Genomic DNA, 26958 nt, shown 5'->3' with positions numbered 1-26958 from the left:
GCGAAGAGGCCAGTCGCTTCAACGAAGAATAATCAGATGCCCCAGAACCTGGTGCTGCTCAAACCCCAACACTCCTTGCAACGAACTCAACACCGCCTGCGGATCCTTGCTCGGGAAACTGCCACTGACTCGCCGCGCCGCCAGTTCATCGTTGAGCAGTACAATCCGTCCCGGGTAATAACGTTCCAGGTCTTGCACCACATCGGCGAGTGTCGCCTTGTAGTAATTGAGCCAACCCTGACGCCACGCCAATTGCGCTTCGCTGTCGACGTTGTGGAGTTTTTCCGCCAAACCATCGCCAAAAGCCACTTGCTGGCCAGCCGTCAGGATTTGCTGCGCGGCGTTCTTGTCCGCTGTCACACCGACGCGCCCGGACAACACCGTGACCTGCGCACCGTAAGGTTGCAGGCGTACTTCGAACTGAGTCCCCAGCACTTGCGCCTGGCCCTTTTCAGCGTCCACCGCAAACGGCTCGCCGTTATGGGTCACGCTGAAGAATCCGGCACCGCGACGCAGCTCAACGTGCCGTTCGCCACGACTGAAATCCACCGCAATCGCGCTGTCGGCATCCAGGGTGACTTGCGACTGATCAGCCAGCGTGACGGTGCGAATTTCCCCCGGAGCCGACACATAGTCGGCGCCCAGATCATCGACCCAGCGCGACGGTTGCCAGCCAGTGCTGAAGCCGATCATCAGCACCAGACACGCGGCCATCGCCAGCGCACCGGACCAACGCCGGACGCGGGTACGGCGCGAGCGATTCATGGCGTTGAGGTAACCCTGCAAGGCGAACGCGTCTTCATCCGCCAACGTCCGCGCCGGTGCTTCGCTCAACTCCCACACCACTTGCGCCTGGGCGTAAGCCTCGGCATGGGCGGGGTCGGCCTGCAACCAATGGCTGAAGGTGGCCTGATCCCCGCTGCTGGGCTGGTCATGCAACAGGCTCAGCCAGGCGAAGGCCGCCTGCTCCTGCGCGGGCGTCGGGGTGACGCGTTCGGCGTTGTTCACAGTGCTTTCCCTGGCGTGCGCGGTTCGGGTTCCCGCAGGCTGGCCTTGCAAGCCTCGAGCGCGCGCATCATATGTTTTTCCACGGCGCTTTGGGACAAACCCATGGCCTTGGCGATCTCGGCGTATTTGCGGCCATGGATACGGTTGAGCAAAAAGATCTGCCGCGTGCGCTCAGGCAACGCGCGCAACGCCGCTTCGACATGACGCAAATCGTTGCCCGCCTCCAACGCCGCTTGCGGTTCGCTGCCGTGGCTGTCCGGTTGATCCGGCATCCAGCCCTCGTTGACCCGCACTCGCGTGCCTTCACTGCGCAAATGGTCGATGGCGATGTTGCCGGCGCAGCGCAACAGATAAGTGCTGAGCTCTTCGACCTGCACCAACGGCCGACGCCAGAAGCGCAGGAACAAGTCCTGCACCAGGTCTGCGGCCGTCGCCCGACACCCGACACGACGACTCACCAGCGCTTCCATTTGCGAACGCTGGGAAAGGAACACCTGCAGGAAATGCGCACGCGCACCGCGATGTTCATCGTCATGGGATTCGGGGGGGGTGGTGATCATCAGCTCAGCACCGCACAAACGCGGCAACGGGGCTGGCGAGCAGACTCAAACCCGCCAACACCAGGGCCAGACGCGGGCGATACGGCATCAACAGCACCAGCACCAGAGCGCTGAGCATCAACACCGCCAACCACTCCACCAACCCAAGTCCCCACCCTGTCGACGACACCGCAGCCCACAACGAAAACGCCAGCAGCAGCCCGCCACTGAGTTTCATCCCTTGGCGGCGACGGGTCGAGGGTTTGCGCCCCAGCAGTTCGGCGTGATGCCGATCCATGGATAAACAGAGCGCGGTGAAACCGCCGTAGCACAGCAGCAAGGCCAGGAACATTCAGTGCGCCTCTTGCTCAAGCAGTATCGATTTCGCCCGCGGTCGGATGACGATTCCAGGCTGCCCCGAGCGCTGCATTTTCCACGCAGCCCAAGCGAAAAACAGACCACTGCCCAGGCATGCCAGATCGAAACCGGCCATGGCCCAATCGCCCTGCACCAGTGTGATACCCAAGTGATGCGGCGTGGTCAGCGCGTTCAGCAGCGGCACCGCACAGAACAGCAACGCCGCCAGCGCCAATTGTTCGACCCACGCGGCGATACCACGGCGGACCATGGCATGCAACACACTCAAGCCCCAGACGATGAAGAAGCTGTTCACTTCCCAATCTGCCCGCCCGGCCATCTCGACCGGCAACAGTCGATTGGCCCAAAAGAACGCCACCACCGCGACCATCAACCCCGACATGCCGGCGATGTTCAGCACTTCCACCAGCCGCAACTCGAACGGCATCGCACCGCTCTTCGCCTGTTTGAGCTGACGCTTGCCGAGCCAGACCACCAGCCCGGTACCGATCATCGCCGTGCCCGCCAAACCACAAATGAAGTACAGCCAGCGCAACACAGGACCGGCGAAATGACCCATGTGCAAGCCGTAGAAGCTGCCGGCAATGGCCATCGGCAAGGGTTGTTGCGCCGTGACGCCAAGCAATTGTCCGGTCACCCCGTTGAACGTCACCGCGCTGCCAAAGTCGTGGACTACGTGGTCGGTGCCGTCACGCGCAAGGACGACCGAGGCATTCGCATCGCCCGGATTGTTGACCGTCAGCCGCCCGGTCCGCCCGCCCGACCACTGCTCGCGAGCCTGTTCCAGCAGCGGCGCCAACGGCGCCAACTGGCCCGGTTCACCGGCACGCTCGGGGGTATTGGAAACAGGAAACACTTCATCGTAGAAGGTATCGCTGTCACTGCCATAAGAGGCAACGATGCTCGCGGGCATCACCATCGACATGAAAATCACCAGGCTGCTGTACGTGATCATCAGGTGAAACGGCAACACCAGCACACCCACCGCGTTGTGCCCGTCGAGCCAGGAGCGCTGGCCTTTTCGCGGGCGAAAGGTGAAGAAGTCCTTGAAGATTTTCTTGTGAGTGATGATCCCGCTGATCAGCGCAACGAACATCACCATCGCTGCGAGGGTCGACAGCCAGCGACCCCACGGATAGGGCATCTGCAACTGAAAGTGGAAGCGGTAAAAGAACTCGCCACCGCGTGTGTCCCGGCCCTGTACTTGCGCGCCGGTTTGCGGGTCGAGGAGTTTTTCTGTGAATTGACCCCGCGTGCCGGGCTTGGCCGGTGCTTGCTGCCACCGCACCGACAGCGCGGGTTCGCGAGCATCAGGTAAATCGATGAGCCATCGCGAGGCACCGGCGGCGTGCTGCTGAAGATAGTGCTGGGCCAGGGTCAGACTCGTTTCGGAGGACACCGAGCGTGCGGGAATTTCCGGCCGCATCCAGTGGCTGATCTCATCCTTGAAATAGGCGAGTGTGCCGGTCAGGAAAATCGCGAACAGCAGCCAGCCGAAGATCAACCCGACCCAGGTATGCAGCCAGGCCATTGCCTGACGAAAGCCCTCTTTCATGAGAGGCCCATCCAGTACGCCAACCCCGACACCGCCGCTAAAACTACGCTTGGCACGATTAATCCGAACCAGGCTTGCCACGCACTGCGACAGGCAAAGCACCAGAGTACGGCGACCAGATAGACCAGAAATGAGCTCATCATACCGGTGACCACCGCTTCGGCGCGGGGCATCGGCAGCCACATCGTCAGGCTGACACTCGCCAATGCCGCGACGAGGTAACCCCCCAGCACGGCGGCCAGCACTCGGGAAGTGACGGCCAGCCGGTAGGAAGCAGGGAGCGCGGGGATTTTGCCTTTCATGTTTCGACCTTGAAACGGGTGAAGCCCCGTGAACGTCACGGGGCCAACAAGGCCGTAATATTAATGATAAATATTCTCATACGCAAAAGAGTTGCGATGGAAGGGATGCCGACCTGCTGAAACACGGCGTGCCTGGTGAACGCAAAAATCAAAACGGGCCTGCGATTGCAGGCCCGTTTTGAGTGGGAGGGTAAAAAGTGAATCAGGCTTCAGCCGTTTTGGGCAGCCTGTTCGTTCTCGAGAAACTCGTCTTCCAGCAGCGCATCGGCAGCGACCCTCTCGAATGGCACCACAGCGGCACGTGGTTTGCCCCGCAGTTTGCCGAACAGGTGCTCGAGCGCATGTTCAAGTTTTTCGGCCGCCCCGTCGATCGCCAGTTCCAGGGAGTCGGCTTTATGGGTGACAGAAATCGGTTGGTGGCCTTTTGGCCGCGCTTCCAGTTGACAGCGCATGTCATGGGGACCGGGCTTGTCGCCGTTCTCGTCCCGCAGATGAACCTCGACGCGTGTCAGGTCTTCTTCATAACGTTCTAGCGTGCTCTCAATGGTAGTACGTACCCACTCCTCCAGTCGGATGCTGCTTTGAATATGGTTATCGCTGTTGACTTGGATTTGCATAGTTCATCCCTTATTTCAGCTAGCTAGCGAGAGGCACTTCGGCTGGCCCTTGGGCGTCATCACCGTGACCTCTTACTTACACAATCGGTCTGCTCGCAGAACAATTCAACCCCTAAAAAAAGATAAATTTTGATTCGCAAAAAAAGCCGGACAAGGAGCAAAAGCGCTGTTAAGGTCGGGAGTTGGGTCGCATCGCTTCTTTGTCATAATGGCTCACATCTGCCGCTCCCCCAGCGGGTGCAGGCTACGAAAAATCCCCGCCTCTTCTACCAGCCAGTCATGCACCGCGCGCACGCCCGGATGGCTCAGCGCACCCGGCGCATAAAGCAGCACGTAACGCTTGTGATTGGGCACCGCCAGGCCAAACGGCACGATCAACGTCCCCCGTTCCAGTTCATCGTTCAGCAGCGTTCGTCGTGCAATCGCCACGCCCATCCCGGCTGTCGCCGCTTCGATGGTCAGGTGATTGCGATTGAAGGTGTGCCCGCGCCGCACGTCGGCACCTTCGAAGCCGATGGCATTGAGGTAGAACTCCCATTCCGCGTACTCGTAACTGCCGCGCCAGGCAGTGATGTCGTGCAACAACGCAAAGTGCATCAGATCCGCCGGGCCATGCAGCGGCGGTCGGCCGCGCAACAGGCTCGGGGCACAGACAGGGAAAATTTGTTCGTCGAGCAAGGTTGTGGATAAAAGTCCGGGATAACTACCGTCATTCAGGTCGATGGCCAAATCAAAATCGCCTTCGTGCAATGGCACGCTGCTGTCCTCGGCCACCAGGCGCAATTGAATGTCCGGAAAGCGCTGCTGCAACCGCGGTAGACGCGGCGTCAGCCACTTGCTCAGGAACGACGGAATCGAGCGCAGCCGTAAAACTCCGCTGATCATCCCCGCATCCAGTCGTCGCAATTCCGCGTCGATGCTGCCGTAAGCCTCGTTGACCGTGATGGCCAGTCGCTGGCCTTCGGCACTCAATTCCACACCCCGAGCGCGACGGTGGAACAGTCGAAAGCCCAGCCGTTCTTCCAGTTGGCGGATTTGCTGACTGACCGCACCCGGCGTGATGTGCAGCTCTTCGGCGCATCGAGTGAACGACAAGTGCCGTGCGGCACAGGAAAACACGTGCAGCCAGACGTAAGTCTGGGCATGCAATTGACGACTCATCGTTTAGTCCTGCTAAAGGCTGTCTTAGGAAGTTTCGTTGGTCACGTAGGACCGAGGTAGGCAGTATCGCCGACATTGCGCTTGTCCTACAAAAATGGCAGCGATTTCTCTTCCATTGCTTGTATAGGCTTTAGCATGGCTATCAGTGTTTTCGATCTCTTCAAAGTCGGCATCGGTCCGTCCAGTTCTCATACCGTCGGCCCGATGCGCGCCGCGGCGACCTTCGCCCAGGCACTGATTGACCAGCAATTGCTGGACGCCGTACGTCGGGTGGAAATCCGCCTGTACGGTTCCCTTTCCGCCACCGGCGTCGGCCATGCCACTGACCGTGCCTGTGTCATGGGCCTGATGGGCGAATGGCCCGATAGCATCGATCCCACTTCCATCGACAGCCGAATCCAGACACTGCGTGAAACCGGCGAACTGTCTCTGGCAGGCAAAACCACCATCGCCTTCAACTGGCAGAGCGATCTTCTGCTACTCGACGAGAGCCTCCCCTACCACCCCAACGCCATGTCCCTGACAGCCTTTGGTGAAACCGGTGAGTTGTCGGAGCAAACGTACTACTCGATCGGCGGTGGTTTCATCATCGAAGCGGCCGAAGCCGAGTCCGGCATCGCGCCAACCAGCGATGTGGTGCTGCCGTACGATTTCTCCAGCGCCGCCGAATTACTCAAGCTCTGCAACCAGCACGGCCTGCGCGTTTCCGAGTTGATGATGGCGAATGAATTGGCCTGGCGCAGCGAAGCCGAAATCCGCCAGGGCCTGCTGCACATCTGGTCGGTGATGCGCGAGTGTGTCGAACAAGGGTTGCGCCACGAAGGCATCCTGCCCGGCGGTCTGAACGTTCCGCGCCGCGCCGCGAAATTGCACCGCAGCCTGTTGGAAATCGGCAAGCCGAATGTCATCACCTCCACGCTGTCGGCCATGGAGTGGGTGAACCTGTTTGCCCTCGCCGTGAACGAAGAAAACGCGGCGGGCGGACGAATGGTCACGGCGCCGACCAACGGCGCGGCGGGGATCATTCCGGCTGTGCTGCATTACTACATGAAATTTAACCCGGACGCGTCGGACGATGACGTGGTGGCGTTCTTTTTGGGCGCTGCGGCCGTAGGCATTCTCTGCAAGAAAAACGCATCAATTTCCGGTGCTGAAGTCGGTTGCCAAGGAGAGGTCGGTTCCGCCTGCGCGATGGCCGCCGCCGGGCTGGCCGACATCCTCGGCGCCACACCGGAACAACTGGAAAACGCCGCCGAAATCGGCCTGGAACACAACCTCGGCCTGACCTGCGACCCGGTCGGCGGGCTGGTGCAAGTGCCGTGCATCGAGCGCAACGCAATCGCCGCCGTGAAGGCGATCAATGCCACACAAATGGCCCTGCGCGGCGACGGCAAACACTTCATTTCCCTGGACCGGGTGATCCGCACCATGCGCGATACCGGCGCCGACATGCATGACAAATACAAAGAGACTTCACGGGGCGGCCTGGCGGTGAGCTGGGTGGAGTGCTGAGGAGCATTCCCTGACCGTTTCGCGTGAGCCCGAGCAAGAACAATAACGAGGCGATACCGATGACCGATGTACGTACACCTGCTGCCGATAATCCTGCTGTAGACCTCAAACGCGACACCGCAACAGCCACCAAGGGCTGGAGCAAACACGACACCACCTGGATGCTTGGCCTCTACGGCACGGCGATCGGCGCCGGCACGCTGTTCCTGCCGATAAACGCCGGGGTCGGTGGTTTCTGGCCCTTACTGATTCTGGCGGTTCTGGCATTTCCGATGACGTTCTTCGCCCACCGCGGCCTGACCCGCTTCGTGTTGTCCGGGCGTTCCGGGGACATCACCGAAGTGGTGGAAGAACACTTCGGCATCGGCGCCGGCAAGCTGATCACGCTGCTGTATTTCTTCGCGATCTTCCCGATTCTGCTGGTGTACAGCGTGGCGCTGACCAACACCCTGAGCAGCTTCATGGAACATCAGTTGCACATCGCACCACCACCGCGGGCGATTCTGTCGCTGGGGTTGATCCTCGGTCTGATGGCGATCGTGCGTTGCGGCCAGGGCGTTATCGTCAAATGCATGAGCGTGCTGGTTTACCCGTTCGTCGCGGCGTTGCTGCTGCTCGGTTTCAGCCTGATCCCGAACTGGAACGGCGCGTTCTTCGCCACCGCCAGTGAAGGGATGCCATTGCCGTTGTTCTTCAAAACGCTGTGGCTGGCGATCCCGGTGATGGTGTTCTCGTTCAACCATTCCCCGATCATCTCAGCGTTCGCCGTGGACCAGAAACAGCGCTACGGGGAGCAAGCCGAGCGCAAGAGCAGCGGCATCCTCGCCATCGCCCACGCCATGATGGTGGTGACGGTAATGTTCTTCTGCTTCAGCTGCGTGCTGGCCCTGTCCCCGGCTGATTTGGCGGCGGCGAAGGCGCAGAACATCTCGATCCTGTCGTACCTGGCCAACCACTTCCAGACCCCGGTCATCGCTTACGCCGCGCCGTTGATTGCGCTGGTGGCGATCACCAAATCCTTCCTCGGCCATTACATCGGTGCCAGCGAAGGCTTTCAGGGCCTGATCGTGAAAAGCCTGCGCGGCCGTGGCCGGGTGATGTCGGCGAGCTGGCTGAACCGCGTGACCGCGCTGTTCATGATCCTCAGTTGCTGGGCTGTGGCGACCTTCAACCCGAGCATCCTCGGCATGATCGAAACACTTGGCGGGCCGATCATCGCGTGCCTGTTATTCCTGATGCCGATGTACGCCATCCGCCGGGTGCCGGCCTTGCAGCAGTACTCGGGGCCGGCCTCGAACGTGTTCGTGGTGCTGATCGGTTTGATTGCACTGTCTGCGATCATCTACTCATTCATGCCCTGAAACGTGCAGGAAAAAAGAAGGCGGGCCTCGGCGCCCGCCTCTTTTTTGCCGTGTCTATTGTTCGACCATTTTTCCGGCATGCCACTTGCTACGTCACTGCTGAGGCTAAAAGGAATTTTCAAATCTCAGCGAACGGTCTGCCGATGGTCTGGTATTGCGAACCAACCCGATCGCGGCCGGTCAACAACTGCACGTTCAATCAGGCGGTGACGCATCATGGACAACCCTTTTCAGCTCATTACCGATGCCTTTGCACCGGATTATCAGATCAACCTGAGCATTCAGGGTCTGGATGGCCGCATCATGCTGACTCTCTCCAATAGCGGCCGCGTGGTCGCCAAACGGATGATCAGCGCCGAACAACGCAACGACCCCCAGCGCCTCAAACGCCTGGTGCAAAGCATTCAATTCGGCATTGCCATCGAACAGGGCCACAGCGCCGTGGCCATCCTTGAAGCCATGACTGACGGCGACAATCACACCCCACCACCGCCGCACGTCAAGGGCCACAGTCGGCCAGTCATGGGGCTTTAAATCTCGCCCTTCTCGACGTCGGGATGCTCACCGGAGCCCGCGCCAACCTTGCGTTGCGGGTGCGCGATCTTCACCGAAGGGAATTGCGACGAGGCATAACGTACCACCAGAATGGCAAACGCCAGCAGCAGAATCCCGCCACACAGGTAGATGATCCCCAGGTCCGGCGGATTGTGGTGCGAGACGTTGGAGATCAGCAGCCGCGTTAGCGCGGTGATGGCCACGTAGATCAGGAAGCGCACCGGCATGTGGTTGGTCTTGAAATAAATCCCGACCATCGCCCCCAATTCCAGGTAGATGAACAGCAGCAAGATGTCATCGATCTTGATGTCCCCTTCTTCGATCATCCCCAAAAACTCCATCACCGCCGCCCACGCGGTGACTGCACCAATGGCGAACAGCGCCAGATAGTGGAAGGTCTCGACGAACAGGTTACCCAGGGACTCGGCCAGTTGGTGCACGTTCTGCCGCAGGTTCTCGGCCCAGTTGATTTTCACGATGATTCTTCCTTAGCTCGGTTCGAGCGGATGATGCGGGTTTGACGTGACGGTTGTTCTGCATGCAGAAAAAAGGCCAGGGGCTGTTGGGTGAGATGGCGATAGGCTGCCATTGGACACTTTTGTGGAGAATTCGAGGGCCTCATCGCGAGCAAGCTCGGCTCCCACAGGTTTTGCGCAGACCACCTGAATTCGGTCTACTTTAAAAAGCCACTACCCAAAGCGCAGGGATTCGCTTATCCTTTTCGCTGTATATAAATACAGTGGTCGAATAAGACAACTTAATGTGAAGGCATGTGAGGTGGTGAATGGCCGTCGAAGTGGTATACCGCAGCAGCCGAGATCTGGAGCGCTTGTTCATGGATAAAGCCGAAGCTGACCGTCATGACAAAATGCTCGAACTGGCCGAATTGCTGGCTGAAGTGTTGCAAAAAGCCGTTCCGTCCCTGACCGAACAGCAAGTTGAAGAAGCCGGGATCTACATGGCGAAGAATCGCGATGTGTTCGCCAAGGCGTTCAAGAGCCAGCCGGATGCGTTGTCCGAATTGCTCAATGCGCCTGCTGAAGTCGTTGAACAGGCGGTACCTGTTGAAGCGCCTGCACCTGTTGAAGTGGCGGACGCTGAGCCGACCAAGCCAGCTAAAGCCGCCAAGACACCGAAGTAAGCAACACCCGAATTGAATAGGCCCTGAGTCAAATGACTCAGGGCCTTTTTCATGTCTGCGAAAAACCTAAGCGTCGGGTTGTTCCAGCGCCTCGACCAGCGCCTTGAAGAACCGCGCCGCCTCGCCGCCCGTCTCCACGCGATGATCGAAAGTCAGGGACAGCGGCAGAACCGGATGCACCACCACTGCGCCGTCGACCGCCACCGGTTCGTCACGAATCGCGCCTGCGGCGAGGATTGTCACTTGCGGCACCACCACCACCACCACCACCACCACCACCACCACCACCACCACCACCACCACCGGGTTGGCGTAGCGGCCGAACAAGGTGCCGAAATTCGACAACGTCAGGGTCGCCCCCATCATTTCCTTGGGGGGGGATCGATCGCGCCTGCACATCGGCCCTTAATCGCATGACCCCTTCTTTCAAATCAGCCGAGGTGCGATGCCCGACATCGCGCAGCACTGGCACAAATGCCGCGAGTCTCTACGAACCGGTGTTGCTGGACGCTTGTGGCGCCAGGCCTTGGGAGCAAGTCTGCCGGATAGGCCCTCACTCCTTCATCAGTTCACTTCATCGATACAACACTTTCTCCGCCAATTCGTCTGCCACTCGGGCCGGCGAGCGTTTTTCCGCCTGAGCATGGGCGAAGACTTCGGTCAGCCGTGAGCTGATTTTCGACAGGTGCGCGGTGATGGTCGTGAGCTCTTCGCCGCGGTGTTTGAGCGAAACGTAGATCAGCCCGCCGGAATTGATCACGTAATCCGGCGCATACAGAATGCCTCGCCGCTCCAATTGATCGGCGACTTCCAGATGGGTCAATTGGTTGTTCGCCGAACCGGCCACCGCTGCACAGCGCAGTTGCGTCACGCTGTGGCTGTTGAGCACGCCACCCAAACCGCAGGGCGCGAGGATGTCGCAGGGCGTACTGAGCAGCGCGTCGTTGGCAATCGGGTGAGCGCCGAGCAGCTCCATCGCCAGTTGCACCTTGCCGTGATCGATGTCACTGACCAGCAGTTCGGCTCCGGCGGCGTGCAGCTGTTCGGCGAGGGCATAGCCGACGTTGCCAAGCCCTTGAATCGCCACGCGCAGGCCTTCGAGGTTATCGCTGCCCAGACGGGCCATGGCGGTGGCACGAATGCCGGTGAACACCCCCATCGCCGCGTGCGGCGCAGGGTCGCCCGCCGAGGTGGTGCTGGTGACGTATTGGGTCTGTTGGGCGATGCAATCCATGTCCGCCACGGAGGTGCCACTGTCGATGGCGGTGATGTAGCGGCCGTCGAGCTGATTGATGCAGCGCCCGAACGCTTCGAACAGTGCGGCGCGGTTTTCCACATGGATCGGGCGGACAATCACCGCAACGCCGCCGCCCTGAGCCAGACCGGCCAGCGCCGCCTTGTAACTCATGCCTTGGGCAAGGCGTACCGCGTCCTCGACGGCGGACTCGTCGCTGGGATAAGCAAGGTAACGACAACCGCCCAGGGCAGGCCCCAGACGGCTGTTATGAATGGCAATCACCGCCTTCAACCCGGTGACCGGGTCGACGCTCAGATGCAGCGATTCAAGGCGAGTGCTTTGCATGAGAGCGAACATCGCAGGGCTCCCGAATGACGACTTGTAGTCGCCAGTATAGGCTTGCGCCCAAAAATTGCAGAAGCGCACGGGAATAAGCGTCGTCGCCATGCAGACTTTCAGACATAACCTGTTACCGCCTATGTGCGGCACTGGACGAATGCTGTAGACGGGGCTAAAACGAGGCATTCCCCGGAGATTTTGATGACCCCGCGCCAACGCTTCTTCGACTGCCTGCAACGTTCACCGCCCGCGCTGTTCGAGGCGGCGCTATGGATTGCGGTCGAACACGATAAAGAGGTGAATCCCGAAGCGGTGCTGAAAGACTTCAAGGACCTGCAACAGCGCGTCAGCTATGGCTTGCCGATGTTGCCGGTGAGCGAACTGGCGCAGCCGTTGTTACGTCGTATGAATGACCTGGGATTTGCCCAGGACGACTTCACGCCATTGCGTGCGCACGTCGCGCTGATCAATCACGTGCTGGAACGCCGGCGTGGGCAGCCGCTGAGTCTGGGGTTGATCGCTTTGGAACTGGCCAAAGGTCTGGAGATCCCCTTGGTCGGGGTCAACTTCCCTGGGCATTTTCTGCTGCGAGTACCGGGCGCCGATCACCTGCTGGACCCGTGCGGCGGGCGCCGTTTGTACCCCAACGATTGCCGGGAATTGCTGCAACGCCAGTACGGCCCGAACATGAAGCTCAGCGCCGAGCATTTGCTCACCGCCGAGCCGGTGCACATGCTGCAGCGGCTGTCGCGCAATCTGCGTCAGTTACACCTTTCTCACGATGACTACATAGGCGCCCTGATCGACGCCGAACGGGTACTGGAACTGGGCAACGCCAGTGCCGCCGACTACCTGGCCCGGGCCAGTCTCTATCAACGGCTGGACTGCCCGAACGCTGAGCGCTTTGACCTGGAGCATGCATTGCTACTCAGTGACGACCCGATCCAGCGGATTCGCCTGACTGAACGGCTGGGGCATTTGCCGCCAAACTCCATCGTCCACTGATCACAGAGTCCTTGTAGGAGCGAGGCTTGCCCGCGAAAGCGGTGTGTCAGCTGCGTTGATGTCGTCTGACACTCCCTCTTCGCGGGCAAGCCTTGCTCCTACAAGGGCCGGTGTGAGGTGTTAAGGAGTGTCTGGCTGGTTCGCCGGATGCGCCTTGATGAACGCTGGGTGCGTCGCCGCCAACGCCGCCACTCGACGAATCCGCGGATACGCCTCAAGTGAAAGGCTGAAGCGCTCGGCAGCATATAACTGCGGGATCAGGTAGGTGTCCGCCAGCCCAGGTGTCGGACCAAAGCAATACCCGTCATCGCCGATCAGCTGCTCCACCGTCGCCAGCCCTTGGCTGATCCAGTGCCCGATCCACTCCACCACTTGCGACTCATCATGACCCAATTGCCGCAGCTTGTTGAGCACGCTGACGTTGTGCAGCGGATGCACATCGCAGCCAATCACCGACGCCACGCCACGCTCACGGGCGCGAGCGGCGAGGTCTTTGGACAGTAGCGGCACCTGTGGATAACGTTCCTCCAGGTACTCGATGATCGCCGGTGACTGAATAAGCAGTTCACCGTCGTCAGAGCGCAAGGCCGGCACTCGGCCTTGCGGGTTAACGGCGAGATACGGCGCCTGTCGATGCGCGCCGCCTGGCGGCGCGATCAGGTTGATCGGCAGCGCCTGGTAATCCAGCCCCTTGAGCGCCAGCGCGATACGCACCCGATAGGACGATGTCGAACGGTAGTAGGTATAGAGTTCCATAACCCGATCCTCTTAACGCGCCGGCAGTACTTTGCCGCGGCATTCACCAAAACCGATGGAGGCATAACCGTCGCGGCTGCAACGGGCGCGCAGGATGATTTCGTCGCCGTCCTCAAGGAACTTACGCACTTCGCCGGACGCCAGTTCAATCGGCTTTTTACCACCCTCGCTGATTTCCAGCAGGCTGCCGAACTGACCGTTTTGCGGGCCAGACAAAGTGCCTGAACCGAACAGGTCGCCAGCCTGCAACTGGCAGCCGTTGACGCTGTGGTGAGCGACCATTTGTGCCACGGTCCAGTACATGTGTTGGGTGTTGCTCAGGGTCAGGCGATGGGCCGGCAGGTTCTGCTCGCGCATGGTTTCGGTGAGCAACAGCACTTCCAGTTCGATGTCGAAGGCACCAGCGGCCTGATCGCGTTTGTCGAACAAGTACGGCAGCGGCTGCGGATCGCCTTCCGGACGTGCCGGTTGAGCACGACGGAACGGCTCCAGCGCTTCGGCAGTCACCACCCACGGCGAGATGCTGGTGATGAAACTTTTCGACAGGAACGGCCCCAGCGGCTGGTATTCCCAGGCCTGGATGTCCCGTGCGGACCAGTCGTTGAGCAGGCAGAAACCGGCGATGTGATCGGCGGCGTCACCGATGGCGATCGAGTCGCCCATGTCGTTGCCCTGACCGATCCAGATCCCCAGTTCCAGCTCATAGTCCAGACGTGCGCACGGACCAAACGTCGGCTCGGTCTGACCGGCCGGCAAGGTCTGGCCTTTCGGACGACGAACGTCAGTGCCGGATGGGCGAATGGTCGAGGCACGGCCGTGGTAGCCGATCGGCACGTATTTGTAGTTCGCCAGCAGCGGGTTGTCCGGACGGAACAGTTTGCCGACGTTCTGCGCGTGCTCGATGCCGACGTAGAAGTCGGTGTAGTCGTTGATTTTCGCCGGCAGGTGCATCTCGCAATTCGCCGCCAGTGGCAGCAGTTTTGCGCCTTGGGCTTCAATCTTGCCGTGCAGGGTGCTGCCTTCTTTGAACAGTTCGAGCAAGCGTTCGCGCAGGGCAACGCGAGCCTCACGGCCAAGTTCGAAAAACGCATTCAGCAGACCGCCACGGGTGGCCTCGACTGCCGCCTTCGCCGCACCGTCGAACAAACCCGCGTCCAGTGCTGCTTCGAGGTCAAAGATGTGCTCGCCGATGGCCACACCGCTACGGGGTGCGGAGCCCTTCACGCTGAACACGCCCAGCGGCAGGTTTTGCAGCGGGAAATCGGTATGGCCGTTGGCGGAGGCAACCCAGCTACGAGTGATGGAAGTCTGATTCATGGGTTATCTCCGGGTCGGGTCGAACGTGGCGGGCAGCGTGGCCCAGCAAGCATCGTAGTGGTTTTGCAGTTGCGGGCAATCCAGCGCGAAACGGCTCGGGCGCAGCACCTGGCTGGTCTCGAACATGAAGGCCATGGTGTTGTCGATTTTCGCTGGCGAAAGTTCGGCGTTGATCGCCTTGGTGCAGGTTTCGCCGTCCGGGCCGTGGGCGCTCATGCAGCTGTGCAAGGACGCGCCTCCGGGCACGAAGCCTTCGGCCTTGGCGTCGTACTCGCCCTTGATCAAGCCCATGAATTCGTTCATCAGGTTGCGGTGGAACCACGGTGGACGGAAGGTTTTCTCGGCCACCATCCAGCGTGGCGGGAAGATCACGAAGTCCAGATTGGCCAGACCGTGAACGCTGGTTGGCGAGGTCAGGACGGTGAAGATCGACGGATCCGGGTGATCGAAGCTGACCGTGCCGATGGTGTTGAAACGACGCAAGTCATATTTGTACGGCACGTTATTGCCGTGCCAGGCGACCACATTCAGCGGCGAATGATCGAGCTCGCAACCCCACAACTGACCGAGGAATTTCTGCACCAGCGTGGTCGGTTTTTTGAGGTTTTCGTAATGGGCGACCGGCGTCAGGAAGTCCCGCGCGTTGGCCAGGCCGTTGCTGCCGATAGGCCCCAGGTCCGGCAGGCGCAGGGGCGCGCCGTGGTTTTCGGCGATGTAGCCGCGAGCCTGCGGGTCGAGCAGTTCGACACGAAATTTCAGACCGCGTGGCAGCACGGCGATTTCCAGCGGCTCCAATTCAAGCACGCCCAATTCGGTGGCGATGCGCAGACGCCCCAGTTCCGGCACCAGCAACAGTTCGCCGTCAGCGTTGAAAAACACGCGCTCCATGGAGCGGTTGGCGCGGTAGCTATAGATGCTGATCCCGGCCGGTTTTTCCGCACCCGAGTTGGCGGCCATGCTCACCAGCCCGTCGATGAAGTCGGTGGGTTCGCTCGGAATATCCAGCGGGTTCCAGCGTAGACGATTGGGGGTCACTTCCCCCAACGGGCCGCCAGCCAGTTGCCGATCCAGTTTGACGAACGCAGGGTGATTGGCCGACGGCTGAATGCGGTACATCCAGGTGCGTCGCGCTTCGCTGCGAGCCATGGTGAACGCCGTGCCGGAGAACAGTTCGGTATAGAGACCGTATGGGGCTTTTTGCGGGGAGTTCTGGCCGACGGGCAGTGCGCCGGGCAACGCTTCACTGCTGAATTCGTTGCCGAAGCCGGACTGATAAGCCAGCGCTGGCGCCGTTGAATCGAGGTTCATGGAGCCTCCTGAACAGGAAGTAGGCAATGGCCTGTCGCTCCATTCAAGAGGTCTCGGCACGCCCGGGTTATTTTTATCGTAATTAGATTACGCATAACGTAATTTGATTGGTATTGACCGTCAAGCTATAAAGACGCCCATTCGTCCCGGGATCAAACCGCCTCCATGGAAACGCCGCGCAGCAACGATAAACAGAAAGTCCGCTCGGCCGAGGTCGGCACTGACATCCTCAAGGCCTTGGCCGAGTTGTCGCCATCGACTTCACTGTCGCGCCTGGCTGAACACGTGCAGATGCCGGCCAGTAAGGTTCATCGCTATTTGCAGGCACTGATTGCCAGTGGTTTCGCTGAACAGAATGCTGCCACCAACCATTACGGTCTGGGCCGCGAGGCCTTGCGCGTCGGTCTCGCCGCACTCAACAGTATGGACGTGCTGAAAGTCGGCGCCCTGCCCCTGGCCGAGTTGCGCGATGAACTGAACGAAACCTGCTTTTTGGCGGTGTGGGGCAATCAGGGCGCAACCGTGGTGCACATCGAGCCGGCGGTGCGTGCGGTGACGGTGGTGACGCAATTGGGCTCGGTGTTGCCGTTGCTCAGTTCATCAACAGGTCTGGTGTTCGGCGCGTACTTGCCCAAACGCGAAACCGTGGACTTGCGCGAGCAGGAATTGCAACGCAGTTCGACCCATGCACTGGCGGACGATCGAGCCTATGCAGCGTTGTGCAAACAGATCCGCGAACGCGGTCTGCATCACGTGCATGGTTTGCTGATGCCGGGGGTCGATGCGTTATCGGCTCCCGTATTCAATGCGGTCGGGAATGTAGCGGCGGTCATGACCATTGTTGGTCCGGCCTCATTGTTTCACGCAGACGAAAACGGCCCGGCGGCGCAGCGGTTGATGGCGGCGACGCGGGCCGTGAGTTGGCGGATGGGTTTCGATCCGGGCAGTGCAGGCTGATCTTTAGACGTTCAGCCAAACCGACGTCGAGGGTTCGCGATGCGATCAGTGAATCGTGGTCGCACTGGTGCTGGTATCGTCGTCATCCAATACCTCTTGAATGAGCTGCAACAAGCGCTGATGTCCAAGTTTCTGTCCCACAGCAGTGGACATCAGGCCCACTACGGTATTGGCATCGCCCACCAGTTCGATCAGTGTCCTTTGTGCCTTGGTCACCTGCTTGGCGGCACCCCCTGCCTTTCCGAGGCTGACCAGCCCAAGCAAAGCGTCCCGGAAGTGGGTGAACGCCGCTTCATTTTCCCCGTAGCGTGTGGCGTTCAAACCATCGTAGACATCCTTGATCAGCTGTACCGCCGTCACAGCCAGCCCCACCGGCGGAATGACCAGACTGATAATGGTCGCCGCCAGTTTCACGTTTTCATAAATCAGGCCACCGATGATTTCGCCAAGGCTGGTGGTTTGTGCATCCACATCACGAATGACCCGATGGATATGGCTGCCGTAGGCGAGGCGCAAGTCCCTGATCCGCGAATTGACTAAAGGTTGGGGCGCGGGCACCGTGTTGACGGTTGCCCGAAGCTGGTCGAAATAATCATTGATGACTTTCTTATCGCGAAACTCCACTCGATTGATGTAGTAGTCGCGCATCGGCCCGTAACGATAGCGGACCGAACTGACAAAATCATCCACGGTGCGAAAGGCAAGTTCATCCGGTGCCTGCGGCGTATAAATGAAATCCTCAATACCGGCACTTGTCACCGCGCGAAACACAAACACGCCCTCGACTTTGCGAGTGACGTTGACCCTGAACTCATAAACACTCTCTGTTTTGACCACGGGATCGCTGATCTTCACGGGCTGAGGGGTGCTCAGACCATTGATCATGCGCTCCAGGCTTTGGAACTGCTGCACGTTCAGCTTCGCATCGAAGTATTGAGACAGCAGAGCCTGCATCATCTCGCACTGTAGTTGCTTGTAATACACCCCCCGCCTGAAGGCATAGAGTGGCTGGCCCGACAGATACTGCGTCTTCAACAGCTCAATGTATCTTTCGCCTGGACGCAGGGTTTTCGACCATCCGGCGATATCCCTGATGGACAACTTGTCCAATGCCGGGTGGGCTCCCGACCAGTGAAAGCGCGGGTAGTCCCGGGGATCCGGACGGGGGCTGTTCGGCGCCTCGAAACTGCGCTCTTGCTGGATCAACTCCGACAGACTCATGTCGTCACCGGGCGTGATATTCACATAGATGAGATCCGGATTAACCTCGACAAAACTGCCCCGTGAGCGAAGGACCTCTTCGACCCTGCTCTTGATTAATTCACGGGAGAACTTTTCGAAGGAGGGGAAACCTGTCTCACGCGACTCGACGGTGTACAACGCCTTGAGTTCGGTGTTGAGCCGAACATGCTGCTGACGTAGCGACTTTGGAGCAGCTCGATAGTTTGATGGCGCAATACGATTGACCATAGCAAGCGACCAAAGGAAATCCACCTGCACCGCACCGGCCAGCGGGTCCTGAGGGCTGCGATGCAATAACACCGAGTTCACACGAATGTTGTTCAGATCCCATTGCAGGCCTTTTGCGTGCTGTAACTGCTTGCCAATGCGCGGCACGTCATCGGCATTGAACAAGGTGGCGGCATAAGCGGAGTCATTGCTCATCCAGATTCTGAGTTGAGTGGCAAACTCCGCAAAATGGTTAAATCGCAAAAACTCATGACGTCCCTCAGAGTTTCTCAAATAGACTTGCTGCGGCCCTTGGTCTCTTTGGCTACCCTGGAACACCAGAATGCCCGTCAACGGTTGAGTGGCGCCTACGAAATTTACCCCGTTGATCAATACCGACGAGTCGCCTGCAATCGCTCGATTGACCAGATCGAAATCGGTTTTGCCAAATTGTCCACTGTAATGGGCTGTCCAAAGATCGAAGTGAAGTTTGCTGATGTGTTTATTGCTCAACGCCTCACGATAATCGAAAGGTGGAGTGTCTGATCGCGTTTCAACAAAATCCTTGCGAACATCGACGGTCTGCAGCCACCTTTCAAGTTTGGCGACAGTCAGTCCGCTGGCTTGCGCCCCTTCCAGGAAAATCTGCGGCGCATAACCGGCGTCGTGCAAACCAAGTGCGACAAACTCAGTCAGGGTGCGGCTGTCTTCCTGACGAATCGTCTTCCCCGCGACCTTGAGCTCATAACGCGTCCGTACCCGAATGGTATCGGCATCCACCTCAACACCCAAAGCACTCTTCGACCACTCAGCCACTTGGCGACGGGCATACGCCCCCAGCGAAAAATACGGCGCATGGGTGTGTTGGAAGTCGTCGTCGTACTTGATCATCGAGTACTCAAGTTCCGAATAGCGTTCCTGTACGGATGGGCTTGCAACCTTCAACCAGTTGGGCCATTCGGTGCGCTTAATGGCGGATTGCAACGCTTCGAAGTTTAGCAACCAGCTGGATCGAAGTGTGCTCAGTTGCTGAATTTTCGCTAGAGAAGCAAAGAGGTCCGCACCGTTATAGTTGCTGCTGTCCAAGAGTTTAGACACTTCGTCTTTCTGCTGTTTGATCCGCGAACCGACGCAATACTGAAAGACACTTTCCTGCAAACCAGGGTACGTAATGCTGCTCCCGGATACCGACAGATGACTGCACAAAGCCGCATGCACATCATTGCTGCTCAGGAAAAACTCGAACCCTCGATCAGGGGTATATAGCACGTTCGTGTAATGCTCATTGTCCAGTATTAGTTCAGGATCACCCAAACCGGACATGTCCACGACAAATCCGGATGGGAGCCGAACAGGTAATTCACCCACATTGTTAATCACCACCTGATACAGCGAACTGCCATGACCCGACAGTAGGAGATCCGCAACTCGCTCGCCCTGATGAGGCTCCAGTCGCCCACCGATAACACTCAGGGAAAGCTCGGCCATCAACGTACTTGCTATCGATTGCTGCAGACTATCCTTATGGGTAGATGAAGTGCCTCCATCGGTTTGCCGACTGGCCGCAGTCTTCCAATACTGGTCAAGACTATTGCGATGCTCCCAGCTCAGATTCAGTCGGGCATTATCGAGAAGACGTTCTACCTGATAGATATCCAGCCCAGACACTTTGAATTGGCTATCGGTCGTGTTCGGGCGATCATAAACACCATCAGAACCGATCACGTAGTTGGGAGACAGATTACGTGACAGGCATTCGAAGTGGACCTCCAGCAACGAACCTGTCGGTCGACTTTCAAGATGTGCCGCAAAGCCGCCTCTGTTCACAAAAACCTTATCCAGTTCAATACCAGGGTGAGACTCCCGCAGTTTTTCAACCAGTCGACTGCGAGCCATTTCCTTGAAGGAAGGAATTGCCTCCAGCACCGCCAACATTTGTTGACCTGCCAAATACGCGCTCTTCAATTCAGTTGCACTATCGACGCGTTGGCGCAGGGTATCAATCATTAAACTTGTGAACATCTTGTTCATTTGATTCATCCTTTCTTTTGAGTGAAATGGCAAATAATTTTTTATTTACCACGACCCAACTCTAAAAGAATAATCCCCCCTCGAAAACACGATGTTCATTTCAATAAATTTAATTCCCAATCATAATCTTTACTTAACTAACACAACATCAACAACTTAGCCCTGGCAACTGCCTGCGTTCTACGTTCTACGCCTAACTTCTCATTAATACGACGCGCATGGGTTTTTACTGTATGGACGGAGATATAAAGTTGCTCGGCGATCTGTTGGTTTGAATTACCCTGTGCAATCAAGGTGAGTACTTCAAGTTCACGTCGACTCAGAGGGCCATCCGCAACCACCGCCTTAGCCTTGTCCCTGGGATCTACCAGCCCCGAACAGCTGTACAAATCGGGTTGGCGCAAACTCAGTTCACGCAGCGCCAGCTTCAAATGACCGCGCTCCGCCAGCTCCTGGCCCCGCCGCAGGGCACTCTGCGCCAGCGCACTATCGCCAGTCAGCCAGGCCACTTGAGCGATCATCAGTTGCAGTTCTGTTTCCAAATTCAACATGCCGCGTTCGTGCGCAGCGACCAGCGACCGTTGAAGCTGCGTCAAAGGTTCGATCGCCACGTGCAATTGGGTATCAGCTAACACCAGCAGGTATTCGATTCGCGCAATGAGCTCCAGGGTCGCCGGCGGCGCCTGCCGAGCATTCGGCCCGCGATAGTGACGCAACACGCGGGTCAGGGCCTCGTGCGCCAGGTCCGGGCGGCCTTGTTGCAACCAGAGCTGGCTGCTGACTTGCAGCAGGACACCACGGTAGACGGTGTCTGGAATATGCCGTTGCTGCATCAGCCGCTCAGCATCGCGCAACCGGACAAATGCCAGCGCGTAATCGCCCTTGATCGCAGCCAGTTGGGCCTGACCGAGAAACCCATACAGCACGCGCTTGTCGTGGTTACGCAAGCAATCGTCCAGGCCTGCTTGAAAGAACTCGGCAGCGCGCTCATCTGCGCCCCGGCACAGGGCCAACCGTCCACGACGCAACGCAATTCGTCCCACCAACGGTGCAGGTAGGTCCGAACATTGGCGGAGTAATGCATCGATGTCGCAGAGCAAACTTTCAGCCCGCGCCGCCGCGCCCCGTTGCTCCAGCAATTGCGCATGATCGAGTTCCATCAAGCCCTCGAACACCAGCGAACCTTGCGCCCGCGCCAGGCACAAGGCCTCGCGGTTATGGGCTTGCGCCACGTCGAGTTCGCCCCTGAGCAATGCCTGCTGCGTCAGACCGGACAAACACATCAGGCGCGCCGTCCAGCATTCGGGATCGAGTTCGCTCAACGCGTCCAGAAAGTGCGCATGCGCAGTGTCCATTCGCCCCTGCAAATGCAGTAACCAACCCTGCAGGGCCTGCCAGCGTGCAATCAGTTGACGCTGAAGCGCCGCCGAGGGTTGAGGCGCGAAATGCGCCAAATGAGCGATGCAGGCAGTCGCCTGCTCGAAACGTCCGGCGAACAATAGAGCGGCTGTAACCAATCCGACCAATTGCGGACTGCCCAGCGTCAGTTCCTCGCCTTGCTGCTCATGCAAACGCAACAAGAGCACCACCGTCTGCTCCTCGAACAAATGCTCGAAACTGAAATGCTGCAACAGACTGACCGCCACTTCGTACTCCTCGGCGAGCAATGCCTGTTCGAAGGCCGATTTCCAATCCTGCTCGGCACAGAACCACTGGCAGGCACGCCGATGCCAGGAGCGTCCCGCGGGCCAATGCTCATCGCGCAACAACTGGGTGAAAGGGGTGAAAATCTGTAGCCAGTCGGTGGAGTCCCGCCAGGGTTCGATAAAACAGCCCAGCGATTGCAAGGTCCGCAGGTACTGCGCACCCTCCCCGGCCCCGAACAGGTGATCGCACAGTCGGGCATTGAAGCGTGGGAAGTGGGCCAGCACGCGCCAGGCCTCGCTCAACTCTGGCGTCAGCGAGCTGAACAACTCGTGCTCCAGGTAATCGAGCAAGGTGTCCGCCCGCCCCTGGGGTTTGTCCTGACGCGACCAGTCGCATTTCTGCAGCAGCGCTATCCGCACACCGGCACACCAGCCGCCGGTGCGCTGGATGATCCGACAGGCCACCTTGCCCGCCTGATCCGGTACCCAGGGCTGCAACAGTTGCTCGACTTCTCCTGAAGTAAAAGCCAGCGAGGCGCTCTCGCACTCGTACAACTCGTCATCGAGCAGCAACCTTGGCCAGTTGCATGGCGGCCGGCGACGAGCGCTCAACCACCAGGTCAGCATCGGACTGCTGATCGTCAGCACCCGATCCAGGAGTGGGTCCAGTTCCGGGTTCGGGAGGCGGCAATAGTCATCGAGAAACAGCCAGGTCGGCGTCTGCAATCGGGCGAGATACCCAAGCAACTCGGGTTCGTCCGACGAGGCCAGCCCCAGCGTCTCTGCCAGACGACGACGAAAATCCGCCGCGCTCGACGCCACGCCAGATAATGGCAACCAACACACCCGGCACTGCGGCGGTGCCTGCAACAGGCATTCCGCGAGCAGCGCAGTTTTGCCACTGCCAGCCGGCGAGCAGAGTAATTTCACCCGCGCCGAGGACGCCAGTAACGGCGCACTGAGGCGATCACGCGACAGGTGATGTGAGGACAGACGAGGCAAGAATCCAGAACGGTCGAGACACGGGATCATGGAGGTCATTGCGGCGTGCCTTTTTATAATTGTGCGGCAACCCTAGCCCTCTCTAACCCGCTTGTTGAGAAGTATTCAACACACTGATCGGCACCTATAAAAAAGGTGACCACGAGGTCACCTTTTTGTGTAAGAGCCTGTAGGACTGATTACCTCACCCCTGTACTCCGCAAGGCTGCCGGCGTGTAGTCCCCTGCTTTGGCATCGATGTTGAATTCGAAGCTGCGCTTCTCCTCGTTCTTCATCCCCAGCGCAATGTAGCGACCGGCAATGAGGTCATACAGGGCTTCGACCGTATAGGCCGGAACCTGGTGATCGTAGTAGAACTGAGCGTGACCTTCCGCGACGCGCCACAGCTGACCGCGACCGTCGTAGTGATCGGCCAGCGCCACCTGCCAGCTGTCTTCGTCGATGTACATGTGACGCTTGGCATACACGTGCCGCTCGTTCGGCTTGACCGTGGCCACGATCTCCCAGACCCGGTGCAACTCATAGCGGGTCAGGTCCTGATTGATATGCCCGGCCTTGATCACATCGGTGTACTTGAGGCTGGGCGAGTCGAGCTTGTAGCTGTTGTAAGGGATGTACATTTCTTTCTTGCCGACCAGCTTCCAGTCGTAGCGATCCGGTGCGCCGGAAAACATGTCGAAGTTGTCGGTGGTGCGCAGCCCGTCGGACGAGGTCCCCACGCCGTCATAGGCCACTTGAGGCGCACGGCGCACACGTCGTTGGCCCGCGTTGTAAATCCAGGCCTTGCGCGGTTCCTTGACCTGATCGAGGGTCTCGTGAACCAGCAATACGTTACCCGCCAGGCGCGCAGGTGCGGTGACTTCCTGCTTGAAATAGCTGAGGACGTTTTCATCGCTGCCCGGTTTAAAATCACCGAGCAACGAAGGTACCGCAACCTCGTCCTTGAATCGGATGACGGTGAAATCACCATTGGACTGCGGCGTTGCCTGGGTGATGGTGCGACGCAGGTTCCCGCCGTGATAACGGGTGATATGGTTCCAGATCACCTCGACACCGTTCTTCGGAATAGGAAAGGCGTAATAGCGGTTGCCGGTGAAATTGGCCAGACCGTTACCGTCGTTGATCGGCGTCACGTTCAGGGCGCTGCGCTTGGCCGACTCATCGATGTCCGCTGGTACGGCCACGGTACGGTGGGTTGGATAAACCGGGATCTTGTAGGTCTCGGGGTAGCGCTTGAACATCGCTATCTGGCCATCGGAGAGCTTGTCCTTGTAGTTGTCGACCGTCGCCGCGGTGATGGTAAACAGCGGCTTTTCATTGGCAAACGGGTCAGCCAGGAAACCTTTACTGTCCACGGTACCGGCGTTTTTCGGGATGCCTCCGGTCCAGGCCGGGATCGAGCCATCGGCATTGCCGGCCTTCTCGCCGCCCAACGGCGTAAGGCTGGTGCCGAGTTTGTTCGCTTCTTCCGGCGACACCGTCGCCATCACGTTGGCAGCCAACAGGCTCAGGGCCAGGGCACCGCATTGCAGAATCATCTTGCGCATTAAAGTCATCCTTCTCAGCCAGATCAGAAGTTCACGCCGAAGCTCAGCGCCAGGAAGTCGCGGTCTTCCAAGGTGTTGTAGTCACCGCCGAAGAAATCGGTGTAACTGAGGCTCGCGGTATAGGTGTTGCGGTAGTCGGCATCGACGCCGACGCTGACCGCCTTGGCGCCTTCGTTGAACAGCCCGTTGGGGCCGTAGCCGGCGACGTCGTGGGACCAGGACAGGTTGGGCTTGAGGTTGATCCCGGCGATGACGTTGTTGTAGTCGAGGATCGCGCGGGCGCGGTAGCCCCAGGAGGTCGAGGTCACGAAACCGTCGGTGTCACCGCCGAAACCGTATTGGCCGTACACCGAATCACGCCCGTAACGCAGCTTGCTTTTGTCCTCCAGCCCACCGACATGAACAACCGCCGCTTCGCCCACAAGGGTCAAACGGTCCGCGCCGGCAACTTGATCGATAAAGTGCGTCAGGGTGCTCTGCACCTGCGTCACTTCCTTGCGGCGATACCCTTTGTTATCAGCGCCGGGCCGGGTAGCGATCGGCGAAAGCGTGCCGCCGGCAATCGGGTTGAGCATGGACAGGGTCAGGTCAGTGCTGTTTATCTGCACCGGCAAGTTCGGGCGATAGCTGATCTCGCCAGTCCATGCGGTGCCTGTTGGCAAGGTGGTGGAGAAACTCGCGCCGTAGAGGCGGATATCTTCCGGGTATTCGAGGTAATACTGGCCGCGACCGAGCATCACGCTTTGGGCCAATGCCGAACCGCTACCGGGTGCAATCGCGTTGGCGGCACCGACGATGGCCGGGATCCGCGCCAGCGTACCCAGCCCGGCGGTGGTGGTGCCGACGTTCGGCGTGCGGCTGTGATAATTCATGAAGTACAGACCGTACTCGGTGTCGTCACCCAGCCAGCGCAGCGCCGTGCCCCATTGCCCGGAGTCGCGCGCATCACGGTCACCGCCACGGGGAACAATCACGCCTTCCCTGCCGACCTGGAAGCCCTGCCCAAAAGCGGCGGCGATCGGTTGTAACGGCGCGATAGCCGGGCTGGCGACCGTGTAGCCGGTGGTGCATCCATCTGCCGCCACGTCACCACCGAAGAAAGTGCCGCAGTTGTCGAGAACGGTCTGGTCCCACTCCAGTTGGTAGAAACCTTCCACGGTGAGTTTGTCCGTCAAGCCCTGGGAGGCGAACAGCATGTTCACCGGAATCAGGCCTTCTTTGATTTCAGCACCAGGACGGCGGAACGCTGAAACGTCAATCGGGTTGATGCTGTTGATCGAGTTACCGATGAAGGTACTTTCGCCCCAACTGACCACCTGCTTGCCGGCGCGCACAGTGCCTGGCAGATCGGCGATGGAATAGTTGTGATAGACGAAGGCATCGAGGATTTGCGCACCGGCAGACTTGGAGCCTTCTTTGCGATTGTGGTCGCTGATCGGCTTGAACTCGCGGTCTTCGTCCTTCAGCTCGAAGTCGTACCAATACTTGCCACGGACGAACACCCCGGTGTCGCCGTACTTCAGTTCAAGGTCGTGTATGCCCTTGAAGATCTTGGAGAAGGTTTCGCCCTTCTTGAAGTTCAGTCGCCCGTCGTCACCAGTGGACGCCTGACCGGTCCCGCCATTGACGGTGCCCACCAGCGATTTTTCGGCATCGCGCATGCCCCAGCTCGCGCCGACGGACAACGAGGAGTCGAATGTCCCCTCGATTTCCCCGATGTTGAATGAAACAGCCTGCGCCTGGGCGCAACAACCCAAGGCAACCGCAGCGGCCAGCGCCTGCAGTTTGAAGATGGCGCGCATTGTTGTTTTTGTCATGCGTCTTCCCCGGTGAGTGACAGAAGGCCACACCCTACTGCCGCACGTTGGGAGCGATAAGCGCACCAAGGAGGTATTCGCGATGTACCTCCAAAGGATGAATGCCCGCATGGGACGGCGTTTTTGGCGGGTTATGGATGGGCTGGATGGAGTGTTATCAACGCAACGCATGGCGTGTGGGCGGGCCTGTCGCCACTGTTACTCATGCTGCAACAGTTCATGTCATGAATGGCTATTTTTCCTTTTGGCTCAAGGCCTTATTCTTGCCGGGCTTTCACGGCAAACGGCCGGAAAGCAGGAAGCATGGCGGTGGCTAGTCCACGTCATTAGCGACAGATTTCAGATGAATTGAAGATTTTCGACTCATCGCCCCGTGTTCACTGACGTTGATTTATTGCTCCTTGATCAATCGTCTTAC

The 26958-nt window shown here is 59.0% G+C and carries 21 protein-coding genes and 2 pseudogenes; 6 read left to right on the top strand and 17 right to left on the bottom strand.

Annotated elements, in window-relative coordinates:
* Positions 1 to 18: 18 nt before the first annotated feature.
* The 7 genes from ACYZTR_RS05715 to ACYZTR_RS05685 all read right to left on the bottom strand — a co-directional run bounded on the left by ACYZTR_RS05715 (position 19) and on the right by ACYZTR_RS05685 (position 5560).
* A complete protein-coding gene (locus tag ACYZTR_RS05715) occupies positions 19 to 1008 on the bottom strand; it encodes a FecR family protein (protein WP_461977137.1) in 990 nt (329 codons plus the stop codon).
* Positions 1005 to 1568, bottom strand: coding sequence for an RNA polymerase sigma factor (locus ACYZTR_RS05710; RefSeq protein ID WP_461977135.1), 564 nt, complete (start codon positions 1566 to 1568; stop codon positions 1005 to 1007). Before ACYZTR_RS05710 ends, ACYZTR_RS05715 begins: the two co-directional genes overlap by 4 nt.
* A gap of 4 nt (positions 1569 to 1572) precedes the next feature.
* The gene (locus ACYZTR_RS05705) at positions 1573 to 1899 is read right to left on the bottom strand and encodes a DUF3325 domain-containing protein (protein ID WP_461977133.1); all 327 of its coding nucleotides are present in this window, start codon (positions 1897 to 1899) and stop codon (positions 1573 to 1575) included.
* The gene (locus ACYZTR_RS05700) at positions 1900 to 3480 is read right to left on the bottom strand and encodes a PepSY-associated TM helix domain-containing protein (protein WP_461977131.1); all 1581 of its coding nucleotides are present in this window, start codon (positions 3478 to 3480) and stop codon (positions 1900 to 1902) included.
* A complete protein-coding gene (locus ACYZTR_RS05695; protein WP_461977129.1) occupies positions 3477 to 3782 on the bottom strand; it encodes a DUF3649 domain-containing protein in 306 nt (101 codons plus the stop codon). Before ACYZTR_RS05695 ends, ACYZTR_RS05700 begins: the two co-directional genes overlap by 4 nt.
* Positions 3783 to 3991: 209 nt before the next feature.
* Positions 3992 to 4399 (bottom strand): HPF/RaiA family ribosome-associated protein, encoded by a 408-nt coding sequence (locus tag ACYZTR_RS05690; protein ID WP_074873857.1) that lies wholly within the window; start codon positions 4397 to 4399, stop codon positions 3992 to 3994.
* Positions 4400 to 4612: 213 nt separating this feature from the next.
* Positions 4613 to 5560 (bottom strand): LysR substrate-binding domain-containing protein, encoded by a 948-nt coding sequence (locus tag ACYZTR_RS05685; protein WP_461977127.1) that lies wholly within the window; start codon positions 5558 to 5560, stop codon positions 4613 to 4615.
* Between the two features lie 135 nt (positions 5561 to 5695).
* On the opposite strand from ACYZTR_RS05685, the gene ACYZTR_RS05680 reads away from it, so the two are divergent.
* From ACYZTR_RS05680 to ACYZTR_RS05670, 3 genes are all read left to right on the top strand, one after another.
* Positions 5696 to 7072, top strand: coding sequence for an L-serine ammonia-lyase (locus tag ACYZTR_RS05680; RefSeq protein WP_461977125.1), 1377 nt, complete (start codon positions 5696 to 5698; stop codon positions 7070 to 7072).
* Between the two features lie 59 nt (positions 7073 to 7131).
* Positions 7132 to 8433 carry a serine/threonine transporter gene (locus ACYZTR_RS05675; RefSeq protein WP_461977123.1) on the top strand — a complete coding sequence of 434 codons (1302 nt, stop codon included), beginning with the start codon at positions 7132 to 7134 and terminating at the stop codon, positions 8431 to 8433.
* A gap of 216 nt (positions 8434 to 8649) precedes the next feature.
* Positions 8650 to 8967: a DUF3509 domain-containing protein gene (locus tag ACYZTR_RS05670; protein ID WP_282375179.1), complete on the top strand. Its 318-nt coding sequence runs from the start codon at positions 8650 to 8652 to the stop codon at positions 8965 to 8967.
* On the opposite strand, the gene ACYZTR_RS05665 is transcribed toward ACYZTR_RS05670, so the two are convergent.
* Complete coding sequence (locus ACYZTR_RS05665) at positions 8964 to 9464, bottom strand: phosphate-starvation-inducible protein PsiE (protein WP_461977121.1); 501 nt, start codon at positions 9462 to 9464, stop codon at positions 8964 to 8966. The two genes, ACYZTR_RS05670 and ACYZTR_RS05665, sit on opposite strands and share 4 nt — an antisense overlap.
* A 308-nt stretch (positions 9465 to 9772) precedes the next feature.
* Between ACYZTR_RS05665 and ACYZTR_RS05660 the strand changes: the two are divergent.
* Positions 9773 to 10027 (top strand): annotated as a pseudogene (locus ACYZTR_RS05660) (YebG family protein); the annotation flags it as partial.
* Positions 10028 to 10195: 168 nt separating this feature from the next.
* Here ACYZTR_RS05660 and ACYZTR_RS05655 read toward each other — a convergent pair.
* Both ACYZTR_RS05655 and ACYZTR_RS05650 read right to left on the bottom strand, forming a co-directional pair.
* Positions 10196 to 10604: pseudogene (locus ACYZTR_RS05655) on the bottom strand (2-oxo acid dehydrogenase subunit E2); the annotation flags it as partial.
* A gap of 99 nt (positions 10605 to 10703) precedes the next feature.
* Positions 10704 to 11723, bottom strand: a complete 1020-nt coding sequence (locus ACYZTR_RS05650) for a Glu/Leu/Phe/Val dehydrogenase family protein (protein WP_461977119.1) — start codon at positions 11721 to 11723, stop codon at positions 10704 to 10706.
* Between the two features lie 183 nt (positions 11724 to 11906).
* On the opposite strand from ACYZTR_RS05650, the gene ACYZTR_RS05645 reads away from it, so the two are divergent.
* Positions 11907 to 12710 carry a SirB1 family protein gene (locus ACYZTR_RS05645; RefSeq protein WP_461977116.1) on the top strand — a complete coding sequence of 268 codons (804 nt, stop codon included), beginning with the start codon at positions 11907 to 11909 and terminating at the stop codon, positions 12708 to 12710.
* A gap of 120 nt (positions 12711 to 12830) precedes the next feature.
* Here the strand turns inward: ACYZTR_RS05645 and maiA are convergent, their stop codons facing one another.
* Genes maiA through hmgA form a run of 3 tightly spaced genes read right to left on the bottom strand, consistent with a single transcriptional unit; the run spans position 12831 to position 16091 of the window.
* The gene (gene maiA, locus ACYZTR_RS05640; protein ID WP_461977114.1) at positions 12831 to 13466 is read right to left on the bottom strand and encodes a maleylacetoacetate isomerase; all 636 of its coding nucleotides are present in this window, start codon (positions 13464 to 13466) and stop codon (positions 12831 to 12833) included.
* A gap of 12 nt (positions 13467 to 13478) precedes the next feature.
* A complete protein-coding gene (fahA, locus tag ACYZTR_RS05635) occupies positions 13479 to 14783 on the bottom strand; it encodes a fumarylacetoacetase (RefSeq protein WP_461977113.1) in 1305 nt (434 codons plus the stop codon).
* A 3-nt stretch (positions 14784 to 14786) separates the two neighbouring features.
* Entirely contained in the window at positions 14787 to 16091 is a 1305-nt protein-coding gene (hmgA, locus tag ACYZTR_RS05630) for a homogentisate 1,2-dioxygenase (protein WP_461977111.1), read from the bottom strand.
* Positions 16092 to 16256: 165 nt separating this feature from the next.
* Between hmgA and ACYZTR_RS05625 the strand changes: the two genes are divergently transcribed.
* Positions 16257 to 17048 carry an IclR family transcriptional regulator gene (locus ACYZTR_RS05625; RefSeq protein ID WP_461977109.1) on the top strand — a complete coding sequence of 264 codons (792 nt, stop codon included), beginning with the start codon at positions 16257 to 16259 and terminating at the stop codon, positions 17046 to 17048.
* Positions 17049 to 17093: 45 nt separating this feature from the next.
* Here the strand turns inward: ACYZTR_RS05625 and ACYZTR_RS05620 are convergent, their stop codons facing one another.
* The 4 genes from ACYZTR_RS05620 to ACYZTR_RS05605 all read right to left on the bottom strand — a co-directional run bounded on the left by ACYZTR_RS05620 (position 17094) and on the right by ACYZTR_RS05605 (position 26540).
* The gene (locus ACYZTR_RS05620) at positions 17094 to 20528 is read right to left on the bottom strand and encodes a dermonecrotic toxin domain-containing protein (RefSeq protein WP_461977107.1); all 3435 of its coding nucleotides are present in this window, start codon (positions 20526 to 20528) and stop codon (positions 17094 to 17096) included.
* A 137-nt stretch (positions 20529 to 20665) separates the two neighbouring features.
* Entirely contained in the window at positions 20666 to 23215 is a 2550-nt protein-coding gene (locus tag ACYZTR_RS05615; protein ID WP_461977105.1) for a LuxR C-terminal-related transcriptional regulator, read from the bottom strand.
* 140 nt (positions 23216 to 23355) lie between these two features.
* On the bottom strand, positions 23356 to 24723 hold the full coding sequence (locus tag ACYZTR_RS05610; protein WP_461977103.1) for a DUF1329 domain-containing protein: 1368 nt from the start codon (positions 24721 to 24723) through the stop codon (positions 23356 to 23358).
* A 23-nt stretch (positions 24724 to 24746) separates the two neighbouring features.
* Entirely contained in the window at positions 24747 to 26540 is a 1794-nt protein-coding gene (locus ACYZTR_RS05605) for a DUF1302 domain-containing protein (protein ID WP_461977101.1), read from the bottom strand.
* Positions 26541 to 26958 lie beyond the last annotated feature (418 nt).

Source organism: Pseudomonas sp. Hz4 (assembly GCF_054898165.1).
The sequence above is the reverse complement of the archived record's forward strand: the minus strand, read 5'-3'. Positions and strand labels throughout refer to the sequence as shown.

What these genes read in the sequence shown, in the direction of transcription:
- ACYZTR_RS05710 (WP_461977135.1), bottom strand. Translation starts at nt 1,568, where the DNA reads ATGATCACCACCCCCCCCGAATCCCATGACGATGAACATCGCGGTGCG.
- ACYZTR_RS05705 (WP_461977133.1), bottom strand. Translation starts at nt 1,899, where the DNA reads ATGTTCCTGGCCTTGCTGCTGTGCTACGGCGGTTTCACCGCGCTCTGT.
- ACYZTR_RS05700 (WP_461977131.1), bottom strand. Translation starts at nt 3,480, where the DNA reads ATGAAAGAGGGCTTTCGTCAGGCAATGGCCTGGCTGCATACCTGGGTC.
- ACYZTR_RS05695 (WP_461977129.1), bottom strand. Translation starts at nt 3,782, where the DNA reads ATGAAAGGCAAAATCCCCGCGCTCCCTGCTTCCTACCGGCTGGCCGTC.
- ACYZTR_RS05690 (WP_074873857.1), bottom strand. Translation starts at nt 4,399, where the DNA reads ATGCAAATCCAAGTCAACAGCGATAACCATATTCAAAGCAGCATCCGA.
- ACYZTR_RS05685 (WP_461977127.1), bottom strand. Translation starts at nt 5,560, where the DNA reads ATGAGTCGTCAATTGCATGCCCAGACTTACGTCTGGCTGCACGTGTTT.
- ACYZTR_RS05680 (WP_461977125.1), top strand. Translation starts at nt 5,696, where the DNA reads ATGGCTATCAGTGTTTTCGATCTCTTCAAAGTCGGCATCGGTCCGTCC.
- ACYZTR_RS05675 (WP_461977123.1), top strand. Translation starts at nt 7,132, where the DNA reads ATGACCGATGTACGTACACCTGCTGCCGATAATCCTGCTGTAGACCTC.
- ACYZTR_RS05670 (WP_282375179.1), top strand. Translation starts at nt 8,650, where the DNA reads ATGGACAACCCTTTTCAGCTCATTACCGATGCCTTTGCACCGGATTAT.
- ACYZTR_RS05650 (WP_461977119.1), bottom strand. Translation starts at nt 11,723, where the DNA reads ATGTTCGCTCTCATGCAAAGCACTCGCCTTGAATCGCTGCATCTGAGC.
- ACYZTR_RS05645 (WP_461977116.1), top strand. Translation starts at nt 11,907, where the DNA reads ATGACCCCGCGCCAACGCTTCTTCGACTGCCTGCAACGTTCACCGCCC.
- maiA (WP_461977114.1), bottom strand. Translation starts at nt 13,466, where the DNA reads ATGGAACTCTATACCTACTACCGTTCGACATCGTCCTATCGGGTGCGT.
- fahA (WP_461977113.1), bottom strand. Translation starts at nt 14,783, where the DNA reads ATGAATCAGACTTCCATCACTCGTAGCTGGGTTGCCTCCGCCAACGGC.
- hmgA (WP_461977111.1), bottom strand. Translation starts at nt 16,091, where the DNA reads ATGAACCTCGATTCAACGGCGCCAGCGCTGGCTTATCAGTCCGGCTTC.
- ACYZTR_RS05625 (WP_461977109.1), top strand. Translation starts at nt 16,257, where the DNA reads ATGGAAACGCCGCGCAGCAACGATAAACAGAAAGTCCGCTCGGCCGAG.
- ACYZTR_RS05620 (WP_461977107.1), bottom strand. Translation starts at nt 20,528, where the DNA reads ATGAACAAGATGTTCACAAGTTTAATGATTGATACCCTGCGCCAACGC.
- ACYZTR_RS05615 (WP_461977105.1), bottom strand. Translation starts at nt 23,215, where the DNA reads ATGACCTCCATGATCCCGTGTCTCGACCGTTCTGGATTCTTGCCTCGT.
- ACYZTR_RS05610 (WP_461977103.1), bottom strand. Translation starts at nt 24,723, where the DNA reads ATGCGCAAGATGATTCTGCAATGCGGTGCCCTGGCCCTGAGCCTGTTG.
- ACYZTR_RS05605 (WP_461977101.1), bottom strand. Translation starts at nt 26,540, where the DNA reads ATGACAAAAACAACAATGCGCGCCATCTTCAAACTGCAGGCGCTGGCC.